Consider the following 23,849-nt stretch of genomic DNA (forward strand, 5'->3'; position numbering starts at 1 on the left):
TTAATTTCGAGAGATAAGAATCGCGGCTAAGGTAAGAAAGACACCGCCGCTGGTTCTGTCAAACCAATGCAGCTTGTTGCTCGCCTTTAGGCTGGGCGCAAGCACATTGGCCATGCTGGCGTAAATCATCACAAAGCTAAAATCCACCACGGCCCAAGTGGCTGCTAGTATCATAAGTTGCGGTAATTGCGGCGCGGCAAGATCGATAAATTGCGGAAACAGCGCGGCAAAAAACAGTAAATCCTTGGGATTACTGATCCCCACCAGAAACGCCTGCTGATAAAGTTGCCTTGGCGTGCCTTTGCCCTTTAATTGGCGAACCTCAATGGTTTGACCTTGGTTTTTGGTCAACAGCAGCTTGATCCCTAAAAATACTAAATAGGCCGCACCGCACCATTTTAGCAGGGTAAAACCGTATTCTGAGGCGCTGATAATGGCTCCTAATCCCGCTGCTGACGCCATCATCAAGACTAAAGCGGCACTCACACTGCCAAGGCCGGTGGCCATGCTGCGCATCTTGCCGAAATGGATCCCGTGGGACATAGACAACATCGCGATGGGGCCTGGTGAGATCCCAATCAATACAATGGCGAAGAGATAGAGTAACCAAGTTTCGGGTTGCATGTGTGCCGCTCTAAATAGGGGAAATATTAATGCTTCGCACTCGCCACAAAATCAGGGATCACCTTAGGATGACGACCTTTAATGGTGCGATAAAAGCTTAAAATCTCGTGCATGTCGGTCGCGATATCACCACTGGGTTGCAGTGGCGTACGGATAACGACAGTGCGGCGGCTAAAGTCTAAGCCAGCGGGAGTGATAGGCACGTGAGCCTTGCAGGCAATATGGTAGAAGCCGCACTTCCAGCGTGTTACTGGGCTGCGAGTGCCTTCGGGCGCCAACGCTAGCTTATAATCGGCTTTCGACTCAAACAGCTGTACGGCAGCATCGACTAAGTTATTGTTTTTGCGCCTATCCACTGGGCTGCCGCCAATCGCGCGGAAGAACCAGCCCCAAGGCGGGATAAAGAGTTGGTGTTTACCGAGAAAGTGAATTCGAGTGCCAAGCGCCCCACGAGCTAAGATACCCACTATGAAGTCCCAGTTACTGGTATGCGGCGCGACTATGATGATGTATTTAGCGCAGTCGGGCAGTTGGCCTTCTATCTGCCAGCCTGAAAGCTTAAGTAGCCAACGGCAAAGTGGTGTAAACATAGTTCGGTGCCCAGAGTCGAAAAATTAATAATATCATCAGCTTTTTTAGATTTTAAATTGGCTTAAGCAAGATAGTCTGTGCTGAATTCGCGATATACCCAAACAACCTCAAGATGCAGGATTCAGCGGCTGATGTTCATAGTAAGGTAACGCATTTTAGACAAGACTATTCGCGGATCTAAATAGCCAACACGGCATAAAATGCGTTGCCACATTATTAACATCAGCCGCCGGGACGGAGCGCCTAGGGCACCCCACTTCCGTGTTGCATCAATTCAAAAGGTGGTCGACATTCTTTCATTGAAGCGCCTTGAATTGGTGTACCCTAGACGCTCTGAAACTCGTATCTTGAGGTAGCTTGGGTATAATACAGTTTAACCTGATTGTGGGGGAACAATACTATGTTGAAAAATGGACTATTAAACAAGGTTAGCTGGCAGCGTGTTTTTGCGGCACTTTTACTCTTAGTGACTTGCCATGTGAGTGCGGTGCCGACGGATGAAATTACGCAGATGCTTAAAGGCCAAGAAGACGCCTGGAATCGCGGCGATCTCGATGCTTATATGCAAGGCTACTGGAAGAGCGAGCAATTGCGCTTTGTCTCTAACGGTAAGTTCCGTTTCGGTTGGGAGGATACACTTGCCGCCTATAAGAAAAATTATCCCAATAAAGAAGCGCTTGGTGAGCTGAAGTTCACGATCAAAGAAATCAAAATGCTCAGTAATTACGCTGCTATGGTCGTTGGGCGCTGGGATTTGCGCCGGATAAAAGATGCTCCAACGGGCGTGTTTACCCTGTTGATTGAGAAAATTGACGATCGCTGGGTGATCACTATGGATCACAGTTCGGACTAAGCTACTGCTTTAATTGAACAACAGCGCAGACTAAAGTGCGCCGTTTCAATACAAGGCTGCACAGTTGTTCAGTTTAGATTTGCGTTAATAAACAGTCTGGCTTAGCGGGTGGCTCGGCGGGCAGGGTTAAATGGAAATCCTGCTGTCCGAGCTGTCTACCTTTGCCGTCGTATCTCACTTCGGTGAAATGCATGCCGCCCTCAGCATCTTCAAGCAGAATGCTGGTGGAGCGCGTGCCATAGTCGGGGTGACGAATATAAATCGCGGCTAAGCGCCGTTCCCACTCGATCCCCACTCCCGTGTTAGGCAATTCATTATCTTGTGGTTGTGAATCGTCTTTCATCAGCTGTAACAGCGCTTGCACTTCTAGGTTGTCGGACTGATTGATCACGGCTTCTAGCGCTTGCTGTCCCTTCGCCATTTTCGGCCAAATATCATCGAGCGCCCCATTGCTAATGGCATGAAACCCATCGGCGAGTTTAACTGTGTCTTTATTGATGCTGTTAAAACAATATAAGTCAGTACCTTGGCCGAAGACGAGATTGAATGGCTGATAATTGTCACTGTGCTCAATGAGCCAATTTGGGCAAATGAGCGAGCCTGAACTTAGGGTCATAGTGATGAGTTCGCCACGGCTACGCATGGCTTCTGGGTTCTTTTGCGGTACGCGCAGATTCGTCACAGCGGCGACTTGTCCCTGTTTATTCACCCCAAACCAAGTGCCGCCCGCCTGCAGATCTTTACCTGCAAGTATATTTTCTTCTGGTGGCCAAAAGTGCGCTGGCGCGGTCGGTCTATGGTGAAACTCATCGCGGTTGGCACAGATGATTAAGGGATACTTAGGATGGGCATTAATGGCGACAAAGAGTATGCACATAGCAGGCTAAATTAATCCAAAGGTAGATTAACTTAGCCTGTCTGCTCATAAATGAACAGTGTTAGTGGTGCGAGTGCTTATCCGCTTTTACTTTATCGTGTGTATGTTCATCGGAATGATCATGGGCACTAGGCGTTTCAGCAGTGCTCTGCACAGATGCGTGCGAAGCGCTAGGTTCATGGCTATGCGCATGTTCGTGGGAATGGCCATGCGCATGAGCTGCTGGTTTGCTCAGCATTAAGCGGCGTAGAAATTTACGTGGGCCTAAGCGCAGTAAGCTGGCGGCAAATAATCCCGACAGGATCAGTAGCGCGACTAAGTTCACCACTTCTGGCAAAGTGAATAGGGAGAACCACAGTGGCAAACGTAGTGCTGCGACTAAACTCAGCGCAATAATACTCAGTAATATTGCCCTTTGCGGCCATGTCATTAACTTAAGCTGCGCTATGTTAAGCACAGGTGCGGCAATCAGCGGCATCATAATTGCGATAGGGCTCCAGCCACTATAGGCCAGTGCAAGAGCCAGTACCGCAGCGCCTAAGTTGCAGAAACGCATAGGTAAAAACACGAGCAACAGCACTATAACCTGCAGCAGCGGATTGCTTAATGGCACTGAAGGATGGCCGATTAAATTCACTAGTACTAGGCTGAGTAAAATCCACGGTGCGCTGCGATCGACTAAATGTGCAAAGCCGAAACGTAGGGAATTACTGGGTAATTTAGTATGCGGATCGGTAATAGTAACGTTAGCGTGGCTTAAATAAGCGCTAAGAATAAAAACCACAAGTAACTGGAATAACGCTAGCCAAGGACCGAGTAACAGGGCGGTGATGACGAGAGCTTCGGGCCCCGCTAAGCGTTGGAACCAGCGACGGGCTAAGCTGCTATCCTGCGGTGTCAGACCTAATTTAAAGCGCAGCGCCGCCGCACCATAGCTAAGCAGTAATATGGGCGCGAGTGTCAGTAGCCAAGTCATTAATTGTTCTGTGCTGTGATCATGGTGGGCATGTTCGTGGCCGCCAGAATCCATCAAGAGCAGCATAACGAGCAAGCCTATGCCGAGCAAACTGCCGATACCCGCTTGGTACTCGTATTTGCCTTGCTTGTCAGTATCGTGCTGACCGTGGGGTTGATGCAGCACCACATGCAAAATAGAACCGGTAACAAAGGCTTGTAAATAAACGGTATTTTCTAAACTGAGCTGAGTGATTAATTGCTCGCCTGCAAAGTAACCTACACCTGTAAGCAGCATCATAGCGACCAGCACTAAGCTAGCCCAGCGGGTGCCGACTTGAGGTTTGAGTAACCACCAAATGGCGAGGCCGACGGGGAGGCGATGCATAATGACCCCGAGGGCAAGTAAGATCGAACTGCCGTCTTGCTGCGCCAATACCATAGCGCCACCGTCGGTGATGGTGTGCAGTAGCAAGCCGCCAATCCCTAGGGACAAGGTGAGATTATGGGTGATTTCTGAATAACGGTGGAAAAGGCGTTCGCTGGCGGTCGGTCCCCAGATGCCTAGGAATACAAAGACTACGGCTAACAAACCGCCATGCTGCAGTAGCTCTGGCAAGATGTGGATCAGCACTAATCCGCCTAATGAGACGAATATAAAGCCATCGAGCCCCTTCTGTAATCCGCTGCCCGATGAAAAGTAGCGATAAAACAGTGGCCCAATTAAGAGTGCGATACAGCTAGCAAGAAGATAGAGCATGGATTCCACGGAAAATTTGCTGAAAAAACGCCATAGTATACCAGCTGTAAGGCAAAGTGAGCAGTGACTTGCTGGCAATTTACCAAACTGACATTTTGCGCTGGGGTTTTCGGGGGCGAATTTTATTCACTTTGGCCATTTTGCGGAGAAATTTTCAGATCAACATTGAGAAAAGGTTATACAATATGGGCTTATGTTGGCTTGGGTGTTGATACGTTAAATGGATATATTTTCTGCTGCGGTAATGTTGTTTTTGATCATGGACCCCCTGGGGAATTTGCCGATTTTTGCGTCGATTCTACGGCATATCGATCCCAAGAAACGTCGTAAGGTATTGATCCGCGAGTTACTCTTCGCCTTAGTGATCATGCTGTCTTTCCTTTATGCGGGTGAGGCTATCTTAAGTTTCTTAAATCTTCGCTCTGAATCTGTGAGTATCGCGGGCGGGATTATTCTGTTTCTTATCGCGATTAAAATGATTTTCCCCCAACCCGGTGGTGTCGTTGGATTAGCCGCGGGAGAAGAGCCATTTATCGTGCCTATGGCCATTCCCTTGATGGCAGGTCCATCGATTCTTGCCGCTTTGATTCTACTGGCGCATACCGATAGCTCACGCATGGGCGATTGGACCATAGCATTAGTGTCTGCTTGGGGGGCAAGCGCAGTGATCTTAATGTTTTATAAACTCTTCACCCGTGTGCTGGGTGAAAAAGGCCTCACTGCGGTTGAGCGTTTGATGGGCATGGTATTGGTCATGATTTCAGTACAAATGTTCCTCGACGGTATTTCAAATTATCTAAAAACCGCCGGCTAAATTTATCTCGCTCGCTTAAAACGAAACCGCATTAACGCTGTTAATGCGGTTTTTTTATGGCTGGGATTTGGCTGGAATGCCCTCAGCACAGAGGTTTGCTGAATAAACGCTGACAAAATTGTAAATCTTTCTGGTGAAGTAATGTATCAAGTTGTTACTTCAGCGCAGTGCTGATAATGTCAAAAACTCCGTCTCTATCTTGAGATAGATAAACCCTGAGTAGATGACTCATAAAGGCAAATTTGTCTTAATACAAAGAGACACTAGTCTTAATAAATCGAATGGCGTAGACGGCGTTGGCTGTTACAGTAAGGATGTTAAAAATGCGAAGTGCAAAAGGCGTGACAGCGTTTGGACTGATGTTGGCATTGATTAGCGGCGCGAGTATTGCGGCTCCGAATCATACGCCTGCTGATGCGGGTGTGATTAATAAAGATCGAATTTTATATTGGTTGATTAAACGTGGCGAAGTGGCCGCCGATGCCAGTGATAGCGTAAAGCAGGAAGCGATAGAAGCGTATATTCATCGTGCCACTTTGACTCAACCTAAGGCGCCGCGCATCGAAGTTGAAGCTGAACATCAGCGTCTGCAAAGAGCTAAGTCATCGCAAATGATGCGCTCACCCGCACAGCGTTTACTGGTTGATGCGGATGTAAAAAAAACCGTTAAAGTACTCTCTATATTAGTGGATTTTCCTGATCTAAAACATGATAACAATGACTTAAGTGCGGGCGATACGGCCATGTATTACCCAAGTTATCCTGCGTCCCACTACAAGGCATTACTCTTTTCGACGACTGGCTTTAATGGTCCACAGGGGCAGACGCTAGATTCGGCTTATCAATATTATCAAGCGGTTTCAGGGCAAACTTTCTCCTTCACTGGGGACGTAAAGGGTTGGTATACCGCTAATCAAAATGCTGAATACTATGGTGCTAATGATCCAGATACTCGTAGTGATTCACAGGTCGAACAATTGGTAAAAGAAGCCGTATCTCAAGCCGTCGCGAATATGTCTCCTGCAGAGTTGGCTAGCTATGATGTTGAAGACCAAAATGATTTGAACAACAACGGTAATTACAACGAGCCCGATGGCATTATCGACCATGTGATGATTTTCCACTCTAGCGTAGGCGAAGAGGTCGGCGGCGGAAAATTAGGTGCGAGTGCAATTTGGTCGCATCGATTTTTTGTCGACCAAGCAACCAATGGCTATGCGCTTCCTGGTACGGATAAAAAAGTATTCGGTTATACCATTCAGCCTATCGATGCGGCCACGGGCGTGTGTACCCACGAGTTTGGCCATGATTTAGGTCTGCCAGATGAATACGATACCACTGAAAATGATAATAAAGACGGCTCGCCTGTAGGGTTATGGTCTTTGATGTCTGGTGGAAGTTGGGCTGGCGCTATCGCTGGTGCCCAGCCGAGTGGCTTTAGTCCCTATGCGCGCTCTTACCTACAGGAAAGATATAAAGGTAAGTGGTTGAATGAACGTGAAATCACCTTAGATAGTATTCCAAAATCTGGCATGGATGTGACCTTGAATGAGGCGGTTAATCATCAGGCGGTTAACCAGATCTCCATTCCACTTCCTCCAACGCCAATCCCCTTTAAAGCACCTTATCAGGGCAGTTATCAGTATTATTCTGGTCAAGGGGATATGCTGAATAACAGCATGAATTTCAATGTTACTTTGCCCGCAGTCACGACAGATAAACTGATCCTGAGTATGAAGGCCAGTTGGAGTATTGAACGTGACTATGACTACATGCAAGTGAAAGTGGATGGTGAGGCTATTGCGGGTAATCACACTAAGTTTAACAATGGGGTAAATAGCGCTCGTCATATTATTACTGGCGAGTCGTCTGCGATTGCTCAGGCGGAGGGCAATGATGCTTGGGTAACGTTAGAGTATGATTTATCTGCCTATTCAGGGAAAACGATTGCGGTCGAGATCAATTATGTCACCGATGACTATACCGGAGGGTCAGGTATCACTCTCGATAACATCAGCGTTAAACAAAATACCACTGAGTTCTATAGTGATAACGCCGAAGTTGCGGATAAAGTGACGTTCTATGGTTATAGTCGGATTAAGGACTCACGTTCTGGGCCAGCATCTCGCTATCTTATCCAACTGCGTAGCCATAACGGTGTCGATGCTGGCTTAAACGTGGCAAGTTTTGATCCTGGTGTATTAGTCTGGTTAGAAGATTTTGGTTACAGTGACAATAATGTCTCGGATCATGCGGGCCATGGCTTGATTGGCGTGATTGATGCTGACCAAAACCTGATTGGCACTCGCTCTACCGAGGTACAAATCCGCGATGCAGCCTTTAGCACAGTAAAACAAACCTTCTATGCAGGTGACAATAATCGCGATGCTGTCAGCCTGTTTGATGACAGTCTAGATTACAGTGCGCCGCTACAACCCCAGTCAGGTATGGTATTGCAGCAGTTAGGTTTGACGATGCAGGTACTATCGCAAGCCGGCAATAACAGCACAGCTGTGATTCGGTTAGCAAATGCAAATTCTGATGCTGTAGCGCCGTTAAAAGTCAGTTTTACTAATACGGTCAATCAATTAGTTGTAAGCTTCACCAGTAATATTAATGGTGGTATGGGGGCATTAACCTACGCTTGGGATTTTGGTGATGGCACCACAAGTACAGTGGCTTCGCCAACCCATACCTATGCGAAGGCGGGCACTTATACTGTGACGCTTACAGTAACTGATGCGCAAAATACTAAGGATATTAGCAGTTTGACAGTGACTGTTACTGCACCAGTTACGCCCCCTGTCACACCTCCTGTGACTCCGCCGGCGAATGAGAGTTCTGGCGGTGGTAGTCTAGGTTGGTTGAGCCTTGCTTTTCTTGGCTTATTGACTTGGCGTCGCCAGTTAAATATTCGCTAAGTTAATCGCGTGATAGTAGAAAAAAATGCCTCTAATTTAGAGGCATTTTTATTTGTCATCAGTCATTAAAGCAAGCTTTGGCTAAAGCTCGGATTCATAACTTACGGATAGCTTGTTCGGCCGCAGGCAGAAAGATTTCACTGACGATCATTTCGTGTTCACCGTGATGAAAATAGCGGCGGCGTCCCCAGAGTTCATGTTCGACACTCTGATCTAAACTTTCGGCTAAATGAGCGAGGCGGCTACAGGTCTCAAAACTGGCGACTTCAATTCTGCCAGGGATAAAATGATCTTGGCTAAACAGCAGTTCACCTAAGGGGCGGGTGCCCAGACCAAGGAAATCCGCTTGGCGCTCGGCCATTAACTTTTCGGGGATCAAAGTTCTGGCAAATACCCAAGGGATTGAGTCGAGGCAAAGTAACACTTCGCGGATCCATACTGAGCCTTGCTGGGGGTATTCGCCATCTAAGGGCGCATGCAGTCCTTCGCCAAGGACTTTGACTTCAAATTGAGTGCAGCAAGTTTTGAGTTTTTGCGTTAGGCTGCCAGTGGCAAGTAACCATTCTTTCAAGGGCGATTTGGGGAGTTTGTTAGCGCTTTCGGCACAAAACCACTGAATAGATTCACCATAGGGGAAGCTTAAGCTAGTCACATTCATTAAATACTCGTTACAATATAGGCAAACGTCGGCAGTCTAGCATGTCGCGACGCGAGCAGATAGATTGGGAAGTTTCTTCCATTACCATTATTGTTTTTAGGGAGCCGTAAGCCGCTATGAAAAAATTACTCTCAGTCTGTCTGATCCTGTTTACCACTGTTTTCAGTGTTTATGCGGCCGATGAAAAAGAAGCTGCACCTGCAGCGACGCCTACGGGTGAGTACGCCTACTATGGTTTTGAGCCCGAAATCGTCACTAACTACATTTCTAACCGCAAGAAATTAGGTTTTGTGAAGATCAGCGTCGAGTTAATGGTTAAGAGCCCAGATGATTTGGTCACAGTTGAGCGTCACGATCCGCTATTGCGCGCCGCGATTGTTGAAGTGTTAGGTAATCAATCAGAAGAAAAGATTAAGTCACTCACTGGCCGTGAAGAAATCCGTCGTGAGTGCTTCGATATGGTCAATAATCTGCTCACCAAAGAAGCGGGCAAGGCCTTGATTGTAAACTTACTCTTTACCTCTTATCTGTACGATTAATTCATTGTCTTATTCTATGGGCTGACTTATTTCGGCCCATTGCGTTACAAGAGCTGCTATGTCAAAACCTGCCGTGAAATCCGTTCCATCAGCGACTGCGAAAACCGCAACCCGTGCAGTTAACATCCGCCAAAAAGTTAAAGCACCCAAGCAGGCTAAACCTGAAGGTAAAGGCAGCAGCAAGCCGAGTAAAGACAGATCCAGAGTAGAAATCAAAAAAGCCCTGCATCCGCGTAACGCCCACTTGAATGGCTATGATTTTCCGGCGCTAATCAGTGCATTGCCTCAGCTGAAAACCTTTGTGCGGCCCACGCCCTATGGCGCGCTATCGATAGATTTTGCCGACCCCTTGGCAGTCAAAACCCTCAATGCGGCGCTACTCAAACATCACTATGGAATTGGTTCTTGGAATATTCCTGAAGGAGCGTTATGTCCTCCGAGCCCCGGTCGCGTCGATTATGTGCATTACGTGGCAGATCTGTTAGCCGAAGGCGATAAGTCATGTGCCATGGATAAGGCGAGGGTGCTGGATATTGGCACAGGCGCGAACGGCATTTATCCCATATTGGGCTGCCAAGTGTACGGCTGGCAATATGTTGCCTCGGATATCAATGCCCATTCACTCACCAATGTGCAGAGTATTATCGAGCAAAACCCAGTGCTGCAAGGGCGGATAAGCTTAAGATTACAGCCAGATGACAAGGCGGTATTCAAGGGAGTTATTCAAGCCGAAGAACGTTTTGAGTTAACCCTGTGTAATCCTCCGTTTCATGCCTCTATGGCCGAAGCGAGCGAAGGTACAAAGCGTAAGGTGAATAATCTACAGCTTAATCGGGGGAACTCAGTAAAGGCTGCACCTAAGCTGAATTTCGGCGGCCAAGCGGCAGAACTTTGGTGCCAAGGTGGAGAGCGACAGTTCTTGGCGACCATGATCCGTGAGAGTCAGATGTTTGCAGACCAATGCTTGTGGTTTACTAGCCTAGTATCGAAGCAAGAAAACCTGAAACCTTGTTATCAAGCCTTAGCACAGTTGAACGTCGATACCGTAAAGACGATTGAAATGCAGCAAGGCAATAAAATTACGCGGGTCTTAGCGTGGAGCTTTCAGTCGGCCGCTAAGCGCAAAATCTGGCGCGCTGAACACTTAGCCAATTAAGATTTTCAGTTTACTTAATAACAAAACAGGCGCCAATGGCGCCTGTTTTGATTAAAGGTAAAAATAACCACTGTTACTGCGGCTTTTCTTCCTGATGATCTCGGCGGAATAACGCCCACTCTTCCATGGCTTCACCGTTTGGCAAGGTACAGATGCCATGCTCACCTTCGGCGGTTTTCTCTATTGCCAAGCTACCACCGAGGGAGATGCAATACTCAGAGGCGGGATTAGCAATCTTAACTTGCGCAGCAGGCTTTTCAGCTTCGCCGCAACCCACGAGTGCCACAGTTGCCAGCAGTAAAGCTGCAGCAAGCGGTAATAGGATTTTCATAGACACTCCTTGGTGACTTATTTACGCCCTAGAATCCGCAGAATGCGTAGGAATAAGTTGATGATATCCATATACAAAGCGGCTGCGCTATCGATGGCATTATCTATGGTTTTCGGAATTTGATTCGCCCGTCCCCAGTCGTAACCTATATATCCGCAGAAAATTAGCACGACGATCCAATCTAAAATCCCGTGGTGGGTATTAAAGATAAACACTTCAATCAGTTCGACGACGATGACGAGCACCAAAGCAATCGTGAGTGCGCCGGAAATTTTTTGGAAAAAGGCGGGGAAGAGTGTGCCTAAACACATCATGGCAATGGTCACTAGGCCTGTGATTCGAATGGCTTCCGTCACTAACTCAGGGTCGTATTGACTGACTACCATATTGATAATTAAGCCGAAGGGGACGACTACAAAGTTGTAGCCAATAAAGCTGACGACGGGATTGCTCGATTTTTGAAACAAATAAATCCCGAAGAAACAGGAGGCAAAATAGCCGATAAAGAAAATCCAAGGATTCACGCTGGCAATCGCTTCTGGGTCGATATTGGTGACCATCCAATAGTTAACCGCAAAACCCCAAATCAGCGTGAGGCCGATAACGAGGTTGTACATACCTGCGCCAACGATGGGATCGTCTGTGGTCATGCGATCAAATACACTGTTTTCCGAATCCATATGTTTTCCTTGTGATTTCCTTATGTTAACTGGTCGTTCAGCCTCACCAGCGTCGGGCTAAGTTAAGGCAAGTAAAGCCGTTTTTCAAGCGAGAATATCTTAAGCCTGAGTACCACAGACACTGCAGTTGGCGTGTTTCGGTAGTTTCATCTCACGAAACTCCATCGTCATCGCATCGATCATCAAAATGCGGCCCGCTAAGGTTTTACCCATACCAGTAATGACCTTGATGGCTTCAACCGCCTGCAAGCAACCTATCATGCCGACCACAGGGGCTAGGATGCCCGACTCGACACAGCTGAGTTGTTGCTCGCCAAATAGGGCGCTAAAGCAATGATAACAAGGTGTTTTGCTGTGATAATCGAACACAGTGACCATGCCTTCCATGCGAATTGCCGCCGCGGACACTAAGGGCACTTTATGCTTAAAACAGCTGAGGTTGAGTTGTTCGCGCACACTGACATTATCGGTGCAGTCGAGCACTAGACTGTGATCGGCGACAAGGGCGTCGATCTCATGATCATCTAATACGGCATTGATAATATTGATCTTAATAAAGGGATTGAGCTGACTCAGGCTCTGTTTGGCCGATTCGACTTTTGGCTGGCCGACATTGGCATCTTGATGCAGCACTTGGCGCTGCAGGTTAGAGAGTTCAACGTGATCAAAATCGACCAAGGTCAGCTCGCCAATCCCTGCAACTGTGAGGTATTGGCTGGCGGCGCAGCCTAATCCGCCTGCACCTATCATTAACACTTTCGCTTGTTTTAGGTGTTCTTGGCCGTCTATATCCATGGCTTTGATGGAGATCTGACGGCTGTATCTTAAGAGTTCGCTGTCGCTGAGAATATCGTCAGGCACATTCATTGAGATTTTCCTAGCAGAGCACGCTGTTAAAGGGCTCGACCGTCACTTGGGTGCCAGCGGGTGTATCCCCTTGGAATTGTTCCAATAAAACGAAACAGTTCGCTAGGCTCATTGAAGTCAACATGCCAGAACCTTGGCTACCAGTAATGGCTACCTCGAGTTTGCCCTGTGCATTACGGCTTAAAATGCCCCGTTGATATTCGACGCGGCCCGGTTGTTTACGTACCGGCGTGGTGAGAGTGGCGTCTAACATCAAAGGTTCTACTGGGGTTAAACCTTGCATCTTGTTCAGTATTGGCCAAACGAGTTTGTAAAACGTCACCATAGAAGACACTGGATTCCCCGGTAAACCACAGAATACCGCCTTGCCAATTTTTCCCATGGCGAAGGGCTTGCCTGGTTTGATGGCGAGTTTCCAGAAGGTGATTTTGCCTTCTTCATCGAGAATTTGTTTCGTGAAATCCGCTTCGCCGACCGACACGCCGCCCGAAGTTAGCACCATATCTGCTTGGCTGGCGGCTTGGCGAAATGCCTGACGTATGGCTTCAGGATCATCGGCTATTACGCCTAAATCGAGCCATTCAACATTAGCGCGGCTGAGTAAACCTTGAATCGAGTAACGGTTTGAATCGTAAATTTGCCCTGGCGCGAGTTCGCTGCCAACAGGACGCAGTTCGTCACCCGTGGAGAAAAACGCCACCTTAAGTTGACGATAGACTCGCACTTGGCTGATACCAATAGTGGCTAATACGCCGAGCTCGGCGGCGCCAATTTGAATACCAGCAGTAAGTACTTTAGTGCCTTGGGTCAGCTCTTCGCCACGACAACGCACATTGGCACCTTGCGCCTTAGGATGGCGAATATGAATAATCTCACCTTCAACTTTGGCTTCTTCCTGCATTTGTACTGTGTCATAACCCGCAGGCACGGGCGCGCCCGTCATGATCCGTATGCAAGTATTAGGTTTGGCTTCACCTTCAAAACCATGGCCGGCGAACGAAGTGCCGATAAGGCGCAATGAGGTGTGATTAGTTTGCGTATTCAAGTCGACAAAACGGAAGGCGTAACCGTCCATGGAGGAGTTGTCGAAGGGGGGCAGGTCGATGCAGGAAGCGAGATCTTCTGCAAGGACGCGGCCAAGGGCATGGGGAAGCAATACGACTTCGGTGTCTGACACTGGGCTAACTTGTTCGAGCAAAAGGGGAATAGCTTGATCTGGATGCATTAAGCTAGGTTGCGAACAAGGATCGGCTTTTACGGACATGAGGGTCTGCCTTATATGCAATGGGTCGTGATGACGCTGAATGAATTTCCACCTGACTATGATTGGCTATTATGCCACGGTGATCGGCGATGGCTATGATTTGCATGTGAGTTTCTGTGATAGGCCAGTCAGTTTTTCCTGCCACTTTGGATGATAACCTAGCAAGAAGTAACGCAATTTGGGCTGCTAAGTCGAAGGCTGAACGCGAGTCGCTGGACAAATGAAAATCATTTTTATCAATGAATCATTAACTTAGCTAAAAATCTAAAGGTAAATTTTGTTGCTTTTGTCGACCCCCTTGATGACAATGTGCCCCATGATTCAGTTCGAATGCAAAAGAGGATTTACTATGCTGTCAGCCACTATGATCGAAAAGTTGAATGAACAAATTAATATGGAGTTCTTCTCCTCAAATTTATACCTGCAAATGAGTGCATGGTGTGAAGATCAGGGATTTGAAGGTGCAGCTAAGTTTATGCGTGAGCATGCGGACGAAGAAATGGGCCATATGCGTCGTCTGTTCACTTATGTGAGTGAAACCGGTGGCTTACCTTTGTTAGGGGCGATCGAAGCACCGCAGTCACAGTTTAGTTCTTTACTGGCTCTGTTCGAACTTACCTACGAGCATGAGCAGTTGATCACCAGTCAGATCAATGCCTTGGCCCATGCTGCCTTTTCGAACCAAGACTACTCAACCTTCAACTTCCTGCAATGGTATGTGGCCGAGCAGCACGAAGAGGAAAAGCTGTTCAAGTCGATTGTCGATAAGATACGTTTAGTGGGTGAAGATGGTAAGGCACTGTTCTTTATCGATAAAGATTTAGCTAAGTTAGCCTCTAAGGGCGGCGAAAGCATAATGAACGGTCAAGGCCAACCACAGGCTTAAGCTGCTTTTAATAACAAAAAGGGGCAAAGCCCCTTTTTGTTTGGTTTACGCTTAGAATTGATAACGTAAATTGAGCTGATAACTGAGGAAGTCATTCGGCTCAATATCCACATATTGATACCCCAAGCCAACTGACCAAGCGTCGCTCACTTGATAGCTAAACCGCACACCGGCATACCAATCAGTGCCATCGAGTTCTGTGGTTAAACGGTTATTGCCCATAGTGCTACTGATATCCGCTTGCCACCGAAACAATCCGATAGGCACTTCAAAGCGCCAAGCATCATGTTGCAGTAAGGTAAAACGCAATCCCAGCATCACGCCATCGGCCAATACGGGAGTCACGGCTTTTACCTGCTCATGGTATTGCGCCGGAGTCAGACTCGCGCCTTCAATCCGCGCACTCCCATTACCAAAGTCAGCATAGCCTAATTCGATTGCCACCATGGGAGTCACTTGATAACCAACACTGAGGCCAAATGCGGTATCTTTGGTCACGATGCCCGCGGCTGCGTTTGGCTGTAAATCTCGTCTGCTGCTATCAACCTGAGCTTCCCCGATAAAGCCCTCGATGTACCAATCATCCCAGTCCGCCGCATTGGCTTGACTGACGGTACCGGCGAGCAACACTGCACCCAAGACCACTTTATGTAATTTACGGCGACGGATTAAACCCGTCGTAATGAGCAATCCTAATACCCACAAGGACAGACTGCCGCCACCCGATTTGTTATCAATCACCACCTCTTGATAGGCCTTAACGGTAATGAGCACTTGCCCGGTTGCCTCACCGCCTAGCCCATCGCTAATCTGATAACTCACAGTATCGACGCCATCGAATCCCGCTTTAGGGATATAACGCAGCTTGTTAGACTCCACTGACACAGCCCCTTGCTGCGCGGTAGCGCTAACTAAGGTTAAAACATTTCCGTCTGGGTCGCTGTCGTTAATCAGTACATCGAGTAGCAAGCTCGTTCTATCGTCGGTTGCGGCGCTGTCGTTGACTGTCGTGGGTGCGGTATTGCCACTCACTATCACAGTCAACTCACTACTTGCAGTACCACCTTTACCATCAGTAATGCTATACACCAGCACATCCGTACCGATGAAATCGGTTGCTGGCGTGTAACTCAGCTGCTGATTAGCCAAGATGACGGCGGTGCCGAACTCACTGGTCACTTGCGTGACGGTCAGCGTATCACCATCGCTATCGGTATCATTGGCAAGTACATCGACATCGATACTTTGGTTCCAGAATAAAGCGGCTGTATCTGGGTTCGCCACAGGCAAACTATTCCCATTGAGCATGACTGACACACCACCTGGATCGACAATTGCGCGGTTAGCGACGCCATCGTCATCGTTTGGACCGCCATCCTCTAGGGTTAACTGCACACACCAATGACCTTCAGTCAATCCCGCCGTCCAACGACTGTCTCCCGGTGGCGGACAGAAACCTCGCTCGCCTTCACTACTGGCGACACTGTTGCGCTCATTCAAGACAAAATCTTTCCAACCGTTTTGTGCCTGATACTTACGATAAACCGCATTCGCTGGAATAGGTGCACGTTGTGGCATCACCAGACTGTAACTCTGCCCTTGTTGTGGCAATCCCGTCGCAACGAAGTCAAAAATACCGCCAACATTGGCCGCGATACTGTCTTCAGGCACCAAAGTAGGTAACAGTTGCATGCCTGTTTGTGCTTGCGTTAGTGCAATATTACCTAAACGTAAGCAGCCACCAGCTTGACCCTCAGCCAAGAAAATCTGAGATTGTAATTCCCCTTCAGGCATCACGTTGCAGTCGTTAATTGCATCCAAGTAATCAGGAATACCGTCTCTATCGGTATCGGTAAAGCCTTCAATATCATCGGGAATTAAATCACCATCAGCATCTGCGCCTGTCAGTACCGGCAAAGTACGACGCACCACAATAGAAACACCTTCTGTCGTTGAGAGTGCCGGTAAGCCATTGTCTGTCACCGTCAGACTCACCGGATAAATGCCCGGTAGAACCGTTGCTGGGGAGAAGAACATCCCCGCATCATCGGATTGTAAGTTCAACGAACCACTTGCCCATGTTGAGGTTAAGCTGTCTTGCTTATTGGCATCACTGATATCAGCATTAATACGAACATCACCGCCATTTTGCGCCACGATAAATTGGTGCGCTCCCGCTTGCGTCACATCCAACGTCACCTTAGGCGCAATATTCGCTTCAGTGATGAGCACCTGAGTTTGCTGCTTACTGCCCAAGTTCAAGCTAGGATCTAGACTAATCAGCACCTCCTCATCCCCTTCGACCTCACCATCTTCAAAGGTGCTAAAGCGGATTTGAGCCTGCTGACCAGAGGTGATCTCAACCACGCCATCGACTAAGTCATGATCACTACTATTTGCAGAGCCCGACACGGTATAAAGCACCGAAAGTGGATATACGGGTGCGGCGCCATTAAGGTGTACACTCACCACTACCTCATTACCCTCACTCACAAGTTGATCTTTACTCAACGAAACCAACGGATGGACTGTCACTTTCTGAGCCTTAATCGCTTTATTACCATCACTGTCTACAGCTTGCCAGTAAGCTAAGTAGCTCCCAGGTGCGAAGAATAGACTCTTATTCACCAGAGAAACTGGCAATGGATGACCATTACGATCGACCGCTTTAGCAAAGCCCAATTTCACTCGCGTAAATAGGCCCGTCGCATTGACATCGACATCGTCTGGCAACGTGATCACTGGCTGATTTTCCGACTCAGCGCCTTCAATCAGTACATTCACTTTAGCGCTTGCACGCCCTTTATTGCCATCACTGAGGGTATAGCGCAGTGCCACAGGCCCGACATATGCTTCAGGGGCTGTAAAGCTCAAGCCCTCACTGGTGATTTGCACACTGCCGATATCCGCTGCGGCACCATCAATCGTTAAGGTATCACCATCGACATCAACATCGTTCGCGAGCACCGCAAGTGCATACACATCATTGGCAGTACTCGTTAAGGTGTAGTCGTCATCAACCGCCTGCGGATCATCATTCACTGGCGTGACGTTAATCGTGACAGTTGCAGGCTCTGAACTCAGCTCGGCATCCTTAGCAATAAAGCTAAACACGTCTGTTCCATTGAAATCCTTCTCAGGGGTATACAACCAAACAGTGCCATGTTGCTCTAAGGTGCCAGACGCTGGCAGACTCACCACTTCATAGCTAAGAGGGTCGTTATCTGCATCCTCAGCTGCAAGGGTTATCATCACAGAACTATCTTCCTCTAACGTCACAGTCGAACTTGTTGCTACAGGTGCGTCATTGACATTAGTCACAGTGATAGTAAAGGACTGTTCAGCGGTTAAGCCATCCGTATCTGTCACCCGCAGTGTCACTTGGTGCGCGCCCAAATCGGCATTGCCTGGCGTGCCGCTTAACACGCCGGTAGCAGCATTAAAGCTTAACCAACTTGGTTTAGTCACTGCACTGAAGGTCAGTACATCGCCTTCATCGGTATCCTCGGCCATGAATGTGTAGCTGTACGCTGTATCTTGCGTTGCTGTGGTAACCGCCGTTGAACTAATGGTCGGCGCGTCGTTGGCGTTGGTAACTGTAATACTGAAGGACTGTTCTGCTGTTAAGCCGTCAGTGTCTGTCACTCGCAGTAACACGGCATGGCTACCCACATCGGCATTGCCTGGCGTGCCACTTAACACGCCAGTAGCAGCATTGAAGCTTAACCAACTCGGTTTAGTCACTGCGCTGAAGGTCAGTACATCACCAACATCAGTATCCGCAGCCACAACGGTGTAGCTGTACGCGGTATCTTGCGTTGCTACTGTGATGGCAGTCGAGCTGATAGTAGGCGCGTCGTTAACGTTCGTCACACTTAAATTAAATGCAGGTAAACTCGCAGACAAAGTACCATCAGAAACGCTGATAACAATACTGTTAGTTATACCCACATCTTGATTCGAGGGCGTACCTGACAGCGTGCCTGTTGTTGGGTTAAATGTTGCCCAAACTGGTTTATTAACGATGCTGAAAGTGAGCGTGTCACCATTTACATCCGAAGCCGTTGGCGTGAATTGATACAGCACACCTTGGTTAATGGTTAATGTGGGTGAACCATTAATCGTGGGGGCAGAATTGGACGGTTGAGGTGTCACACTGTTTGATACCGCAGAAACAACACTTGTCCCTGCTGCATTAGTTGCTGTAACGGTAAAGGTGTAGGCTGTGCCATTCGTCAAGCCTGAAAACGTGATAGGCGAAGCAGTACCATTCACCGTTGCGCCCCCAGGACTCGCGATCACGGCATAGCTCGTAATTGCAGAACCGCCGGTAGAAATTGGAGCCGTAAACGAAACCAATGCTGAATTTTCACCTGCGACCGCAGTAACGGCAGTGGGCGCGCCGGGCAATAGCGAAGCTGTTAAAGTAAAATCATTACCCGTACCCGCAATATAACTTGCCAATAAGTTGGTGGAATTACCACCAGCGGTTAACAAACCACCCTCAGCCAACCCTGCGAAGTTACCAACAATCGCATCAGTACTATCTTTGGTGATAACACTATAGCTATCACCATTGGCGGCACCATAACTGTGGGTTACCACAATATTGGCACCCGTTACATCAAGTGAACCGACTACATTTAGCTGATCATATTGAGTACCTGCTGTTGTCCCAGCAATATCCAGTCGTAGATTACCACCAGTATTAATAACCAAACCATTGGTAAAATTCAGTATACCGTTGCCTGCATCTCCGGGTGATAAGTTTGCTCCACTCGCTACTGTGACGCTAGGCAGACTACCTGTACCCCCCAATGTGCCACCCGACGCGACCGAGACGCCTGAACTCGCACTAATAGACCCATTTACTATCAAGGAACCCGCTAAGATGCTAGTCGAACCGCTATAAGTATTGGTGCCGGTGAGCTTAAAGGTGCCAGTACCCGTTTTAGTTATGCCACTACCATTGCCCGATATAATCCCCGAAAAAGTGCTACTGCTATTGTCGCCGCCCAAGGTCAGGCGATAACCCAACACGACATTACCCCCCCCAGCCAAGGAACCAATGGTTTCGTTGCCACCAGCCAAGGTCAAGGTTGCGCCAGAAGCAACAGAAACTGCAGCTGTATCGCCAAGAGAACTACCACTGGAGATCGTCAACCCACCAGCCTCAATCGAGGTTGCGCCCGTGGCCGTATTTGTACCCGTGAGAGACAAAATACCTGCACCGCTTTTTGTCAGAGATCCTGAGCCACTGATTACACCCGATAGCGTTATAGGGTTAGCATTGCTGATAGATGCATCACCCGACATTACAATATCATTAGCAATAGTTTGACCTGTACCGGTAAGCGTCAGCACACTCGGTGCACTGATGGTAATTGCACCCGAGCCTAAATTAGCGCCGCTATCCGCGCTAACGCCGTTTGTCCCACGTACCGCCAAACCACCAGAAAAGCTATTGTTCGCCGTTAAAATTAACTTTCCACCGTTGATTTTAATGAGTGCACCGCTGCCGCTTACAATGCCCGACAGAGTCAAGTTATTAGCTGCGCCCGGCAAATTGATAGTGCCATCTCCCGCACCTAGTACTATGGGATTATCTAAATCAAAACTGGAATAATTATTCGAAAGCATACCGCCATTCAACGTCAGCGTACCGGAAGAAAATACGCTATCACTGCCTATCGACAGTTCACCGCCAGACACAGTGACACCACCGCTATAACCGGTCGAATTATCAGTACTCGTAAGGGTTAATTTTCCTGCACCAGCTTTAGTCAGGGCACCCGTACCTACCAGCGTACTCGCCAAGGTCAGGGTATCAGTAGTACCATTGGTTAAGATCAGATTTCCCGCTAAATTAAGTGTACTGCCCGTAATGGTAACAATTCCCGGTGCATCTGCATCCAGCGTAATACCTGCCGGAATAGTGACGTTAGAACCCAAGGTAATCGTTACACCGCTCAAACCGACAGCGAAATCAATCGTGCCGCCCGTTGCGATATAGTGCATTGCCTCGCGTAGCGATAACCCCCCACCGTCTGCCTCATCGGTAGCAAAGTCAGTATCGATAGTCGCGTCAGCCCCAACGTCCGAATTGGTCGTAACAGTTGCCAACGTCACTGCGGTATCAATCGTCATAGTCAATGCCGATGAAGCCACACTGATATTTCCTGCAGCATCGGTAACGGTAGCCGTTATATTGTGCACACCCTCAGACAAGACACCACTGGTATAAGTCCAATTACCTGAGCCATCCGCTGTCGTAGTACCCAAAGTGCCATCAACCGAAGATATGACCGTCACTGTCGAATTGGCCTCGGCGGTGCCAGTGAAGGTAGGAGTTGCATCGCTGGTGACATTGTCAGTATTCGACGCACCCGTATCTGAGCCAGCATCCAAATCCGGGGTGGAAGGTGCTGCCGGGATTTCAGAATCTATCGCGTAGTTGTTGGAATCGGTTGTACCTGTACCGGCGTTACCAACGGCATCCGCCACACCAGAGTTGTCCAGCGTGATCAGATTGGTAGCATCTGTCAAACCGCCGGCTGGCGTGAAGGTGGCCGTCCAGGTAAGGCCGCCATCGCCGGAACTCACTGCACTTAATGCTCCATTTTCAATCGTCAAATCCGTATTGCTAAAGCCGGTAACCGCCTCACTAAAGGTGAAGGTCACCAGCGAGGTTTCGCCGACCGCTAAGGCAGTATCCGCGACCAGAATTGTGACGGTTGGGCGGACAGTATCTACTGCATAGTTGCCGCTGGTGGCGGTGCTGGTACCGGCGTTGCCGGCGACATCTGCGATACCGGTGTAATCCAGCGAGATCACGTTGCTGGCTGCAGTACTACTGGCGCTTGGGGTCAGGGTTGCCGTCCAGGTAATGCCACCGTCACTGCTGCTTAGGCTGGACAAGGAACTGTTGGGTGAATTCAGGTCGGCGATGGTAAAACCCGTTACCGCCTCAGTAAACGTGAAAGTAACAGTTGCGGTATCGCCAATCCGAAGTGCCGTATCACTAATGGTGATGGCGGAAGCCAGCGTCGGCCGCGCAGTGTCAATTGCGTAATTGCCGCTGGTGGCGGTACCGGTACCAGCGTTGCCAGCGGCATCGGATACACCGGTATAATCCAGCGTGATCACGTTGCTTGCTGCAGTGGTGCTGGCGCTGGGTGTCAGCGTGGCGGTCCAGGTGATGCCACCATCACTGCTGCTCAGGCTGGACAGGGAACCGTTGGGTGAATTCAGGTCGGCAGTGGTGAAGCCTGTGACTGCCTCAATAAAAGTGAAGGTGACAGTTGCGGTATCACCAATCCGAAGTGCCGTATCACTAATGGTGATGGCGGAAGCCAGCGCCGGCCGTACAGTATCAATTGCGTAGTTGTTTGAGTTGCTCGTTCCTACACCAGGATTACCTGCTGCGTCGGACACACCTGTTTTATTGACGGTAATTACATTGGTTGCTTCGGTAATACTGGCTGTTGGAGTAAAAGTCGCCGTCCAGGTAATGCCGCCATCACCAGAACTGACCGCACTTAGCGTTCCGTTTGCAATAGTCAGATCTGCGTTAGTAAAACCCGTTACAGCCTCGCTAAACGTAAAAGTTACCAAAGAGGTGTCACCAATCTTCAGCGAGGTATCATCCACAACAATAGAGACAGTTGGCGGAGTGGTATCAGCGGCAGATTTAATCTGGGTAAAACTAAAATTATCCAGCGTCAAATAGTAGATCAAATTGCTATTGGTGGATGCGGTCATCACCAAATAACTAATGTCGGTCATGCCACTGAAGGTGATTGTAGTTGAATTGACACCTAAACCAGTGCCGCTGGAGGTATTGGTGTTCACCAATATATTGCTGGCATCATATCCTTTGAACACCAGTGTCTGACTTGGAAAGTTACCTTCGTAATTATTAAGAGTCAGTTGACTGGGGGTAAATTTATTTCCCGCTGAAAAATTAATGGTCACGGATGATTCATTATTTGCTATCGGGTCAACAATTACATAACCAGCGCCGTAACTCATCACGCCTTGATCTGCACCATCAATTTTCAGCTCGTAATTGGCGCTACTATTAACTTTGTAGCTGATATTGTCAGAAGGGGTTGTACCGCCCAGGGAGGTGAAGTTGCTTGCATTATTAAAGGTGACTGTTTGATTGATCACATCTAACACATTTAGGTACAGCTTAGAAAATTCGGTACTGATATGTGCTGTGGTTTCAATATTGCCTGCCACCACTTCCAACGTCCAATCGCCCCCCATGGCGTCGCTACCTGTGAGGTTGTTGGATGCCGCAACATCGGCGCCAGTGATAACGGCAAGTTGGTCGATGAACTGTTGCCCAGCCCCCGCAGCAACATTACAGCCGTAAAGCAAAATATCAGCATCTGGATTGAGACTGTGGCCGATGTGTTGCAAAACTGCCTGATGGTTTGAGAGATTCTCTTGATCCAGTAACAAAGCGCCTAGGTTCAGTTCCCCCTCGCTCCCGTGAGAAACCAAGTGCAAGGCATCTATACCTTTGCGCCCTTGCAGGATGGTGGCAATTTGTTGCAACCCGTCCTGATTTGCGTCCAGCAGGTGCACTTCTTTGCCAGCACCAAGACCATCACGCAACAAATCAATATTACTGACATTGCTTTCAATGAATACAATTTCCTGCCGTGGCGGTGTACCTTGCGCTTCAGGTAAGCTTTGTCCGAGTAAAGGATCAAATAACACAACTAATCGAGCCGCTTCATCCATGTCGGCTTTTGCAGAGGCACGAGGCTCCTGCATACCAGTAGTTAACATCAGCTCTAGCTGACTATTTGGATCTGCTAGGTTGCTGCCCGCAGAAGATGCTGCGATGAGGGAAGAACCGCGCGCGCCCTCAGTCCAACTGGCTAAGGCGGATTGAGTCTGCTCAACCGGTTTGACTGCAGGTATTACCGGCTGCACCATTGGGAAAGCCATCACTTCTGCCGTAGCAAATACGGTAGCGACTGCTGTACATAATATAGTCCGCGTACCTGGCCCTGCTCTGGGTTGATGAGCCTGTTGACCCAAGTCTGCCACTACACTTG

Annotated in this window: 16 protein-coding genes; 6 read left to right on the forward strand and 10 right to left on the reverse strand. The window is 48.6% G+C overall.

The genetic code is table 11. From position 1 onward, the window contains the following. Together KV201_RS14730 and KV201_RS14735 are read right to left on the reverse strand one after the other, a co-directional pair. Positions 1-624 carry a LysE family translocator gene (locus tag KV201_RS14730; protein ID WP_226059777.1) on the reverse strand — a complete coding sequence of 208 codons (624 nt, stop codon included), beginning with the start codon at positions 622-624 and terminating at the stop codon, positions 1-3. 26 nt (positions 625-650) lie between these two features. After that, a complete protein-coding gene (locus KV201_RS14735) occupies positions 651-1,214 on the reverse strand; it encodes a lysophospholipid acyltransferase family protein (protein ID WP_226059778.1) in 564 nt (187 codons plus the stop codon). Between the two features lie 401 nt (positions 1,215-1,615). Here KV201_RS14735 and KV201_RS14740 point away from each other — a divergent pair, with 401 nt between their 5' ends. Further along, positions 1,616-2,068 carry a DUF4440 domain-containing protein gene (locus KV201_RS14740; protein ID WP_006083706.1) on the forward strand — a complete coding sequence of 151 codons (453 nt, stop codon included), beginning with the start codon at positions 1,616-1,618 and terminating at the stop codon, positions 2,066-2,068. A gap of 73 nt (positions 2,069-2,141) precedes the next feature. Here the strand turns inward: KV201_RS14740 and KV201_RS14745 are convergent, their stop codons facing one another. Further along, entirely contained in the window at positions 2,142-2,945 is an 804-nt protein-coding gene (locus KV201_RS14745) for an NRDE family protein (protein WP_107403196.1), read from the reverse strand. A gap of 61 nt (positions 2,946-3,006) precedes the next feature. Further along, the gene (locus KV201_RS14750; RefSeq protein ID WP_226059792.1) at positions 3,007-4,659 is read right to left on the reverse strand and encodes a metal transporter; all 1,653 of its coding nucleotides are present in this window, start codon (positions 4,657-4,659) and stop codon (positions 3,007-3,009) included. A gap of 220 nt (positions 4,660-4,879) precedes the next feature. On the opposite strand from KV201_RS14750, the gene KV201_RS14755 reads away from it, so the two are divergent. Together KV201_RS14755 and KV201_RS14760 are read left to right on the forward strand one after the other, a co-directional pair. After that, positions 4,880-5,473 carry a YhgN family NAAT transporter gene (locus KV201_RS14755; RefSeq protein ID WP_011848195.1) on the forward strand — a complete coding sequence of 198 codons (594 nt, stop codon included), beginning with the start codon at positions 4,880-4,882 and terminating at the stop codon, positions 5,471-5,473. A gap of 323 nt (positions 5,474-5,796) precedes the next feature. Further along, complete coding sequence (locus tag KV201_RS14760; protein WP_226059779.1) at positions 5,797-8,394, forward strand: immune inhibitor A domain-containing protein; 2,598 nt, start codon at positions 5,797-5,799, stop codon at positions 8,392-8,394. A gap of 94 nt (positions 8,395-8,488) precedes the next feature. On the opposite strand, the gene KV201_RS14765 is transcribed toward KV201_RS14760, so the two are convergent. Then, positions 8,489-9,052 (reverse strand): chorismate lyase, encoded by a 564-nt coding sequence (locus tag KV201_RS14765; RefSeq protein ID WP_006083671.1) that lies wholly within the window; start codon positions 9,050-9,052, stop codon positions 8,489-8,491. 116 nt (positions 9,053-9,168) lie between these two features. Between KV201_RS14765 and KV201_RS14770 the strand changes: the two genes are divergently transcribed. After that, positions 9,169-9,591, forward strand: a complete 423-nt coding sequence (locus tag KV201_RS14770; RefSeq protein ID WP_011982074.1) for a flagellar basal body-associated protein FliL — start codon at positions 9,169-9,171, stop codon at positions 9,589-9,591. A 58-nt stretch (positions 9,592-9,649) separates the two neighbouring features. Continuing rightward, complete coding sequence (rlmF, locus tag KV201_RS14775) at positions 9,650-10,747, forward strand: 23S rRNA (adenine(1618)-N(6))-methyltransferase RlmF (RefSeq protein ID WP_226059780.1); 1,098 nt, start codon at positions 9,650-9,652, stop codon at positions 10,745-10,747. Positions 10,748-10,820: 73 nt separating this feature from the next. Here rlmF and KV201_RS14780 read toward each other — a convergent pair whose 3' ends face one another. The 4 genes from KV201_RS14780 to moeA all read right to left on the reverse strand — a co-directional run bounded on the left by KV201_RS14780 (position 10,821) and on the right by moeA (position 13,889). Beyond that, positions 10,821-11,078: a DUF333 domain-containing protein gene (locus tag KV201_RS14780; protein WP_226059781.1), complete on the reverse strand. Its 258-nt coding sequence runs from the start codon at positions 11,076-11,078 to the stop codon at positions 10,821-10,823. 17 nt (positions 11,079-11,095) lie between these two features. Continuing rightward, positions 11,096-11,758, reverse strand: coding sequence for a Bax inhibitor-1 family protein (locus tag KV201_RS14785; RefSeq protein ID WP_006084906.1), 663 nt, complete (start codon positions 11,756-11,758; stop codon positions 11,096-11,098). 99 nt (positions 11,759-11,857) lie between these two features. Beyond that, entirely contained in the window at positions 11,858-12,625 is a 768-nt protein-coding gene (gene moeB, locus KV201_RS14790; protein ID WP_226059782.1) for a molybdopterin-synthase adenylyltransferase MoeB, read from the reverse strand. 10 nt (positions 12,626-12,635) lie between these two features. Beyond that, a complete protein-coding gene (moeA, locus tag KV201_RS14795; protein WP_226059783.1) occupies positions 12,636-13,889 on the reverse strand; it encodes a molybdopterin molybdotransferase MoeA in 1,254 nt (417 codons plus the stop codon). A gap of 349 nt (positions 13,890-14,238) precedes the next feature. Between moeA and ftnA the strand changes: the two genes are divergently transcribed. Further along, positions 14,239-14,775, forward strand: a complete 537-nt coding sequence (gene ftnA / locus KV201_RS14800) for a non-heme ferritin (RefSeq protein WP_006083664.1) — start codon at positions 14,239-14,241, stop codon at positions 14,773-14,775. A 51-nt stretch (positions 14,776-14,826) separates the two neighbouring features. Here ftnA and KV201_RS14805 read toward each other — a convergent pair whose 3' ends face one another. Beyond that, entirely contained in the window at positions 14,827-23,841 is a 9,015-nt protein-coding gene (locus tag KV201_RS14805; protein WP_319000222.1) for an Ig-like domain-containing protein, read from the reverse strand. Positions 23,842-23,849: the final 8 nt, after the last annotated feature.

Origin of the sequence: Shewanella sp. SR1 (genome assembly GCF_020447145.1) — a bacterium.
GTDB lineage: Bacteria > Pseudomonadota > Gammaproteobacteria > Enterobacterales > Shewanellaceae > Shewanella > Shewanella baltica.

Bases quoted from the DNA above. Each gene is read 5' to 3' on its own strand.
- KV201_RS14755 (WP_011848195.1), top strand. From the start codon at position 4,880: ATGGATATATTTTCTGCTGCGGTAATGTTGTTTTTGATCATGGACCCC.
- KV201_RS14765 (WP_006083671.1), bottom strand. From the start codon at position 9,052: ATGAATGTGACTAGCTTAAGCTTCCCCTATGGTGAATCTATTCAGTGG.
- moeB (WP_226059782.1), bottom strand. From the start codon at position 12,625: ATGAATGTGCCTGACGATATTCTCAGCGACAGCGAACTCTTAAGATAC.
- KV201_RS14785 (WP_006084906.1), bottom strand. From the start codon at position 11,758: ATGGATTCGGAAAACAGTGTATTTGATCGCATGACCACAGACGATCCC.
- KV201_RS14770 (WP_011982074.1), top strand. From the start codon at position 9,169: ATGAAAAAATTACTCTCAGTCTGTCTGATCCTGTTTACCACTGTTTTC.
- KV201_RS14735 (WP_226059778.1), bottom strand. From the start codon at position 1,214: ATGTTTACACCACTTTGCCGTTGGCTACTTAAGCTTTCAGGCTGGCAG.
- KV201_RS14745 (WP_107403196.1), bottom strand. From the start codon at position 2,945: ATGTGCATACTCTTTGTCGCCATTAATGCCCATCCTAAGTATCCCTTA.
- KV201_RS14740 (WP_006083706.1), top strand. From the start codon at position 1,616: ATGTTGAAAAATGGACTATTAAACAAGGTTAGCTGGCAGCGTGTTTTT.
- rlmF (WP_226059780.1), top strand. From the start codon at position 9,650: ATGTCAAAACCTGCCGTGAAATCCGTTCCATCAGCGACTGCGAAAACC.
- KV201_RS14780 (WP_226059781.1), bottom strand. From the start codon at position 11,078: ATGAAAATCCTATTACCGCTTGCTGCAGCTTTACTGCTGGCAACTGTG.
- KV201_RS14760 (WP_226059779.1), top strand. From the start codon at position 5,797: ATGCGAAGTGCAAAAGGCGTGACAGCGTTTGGACTGATGTTGGCATTG.
- ftnA (WP_006083664.1), top strand. From the start codon at position 14,239: ATGCTGTCAGCCACTATGATCGAAAAGTTGAATGAACAAATTAATATG.
- KV201_RS14750 (WP_226059792.1), bottom strand. From the start codon at position 4,659: ATGCTCTATCTTCTTGCTAGCTGTATCGCACTCTTAATTGGGCCACTG.
- KV201_RS14730 (WP_226059777.1), bottom strand. From the start codon at position 624: ATGCAACCCGAAACTTGGTTACTCTATCTCTTCGCCATTGTATTGATT.
- moeA (WP_226059783.1), bottom strand. From the start codon at position 13,889: ATGTCCGTAAAAGCCGATCCTTGTTCGCAACCTAGCTTAATGCATCCA.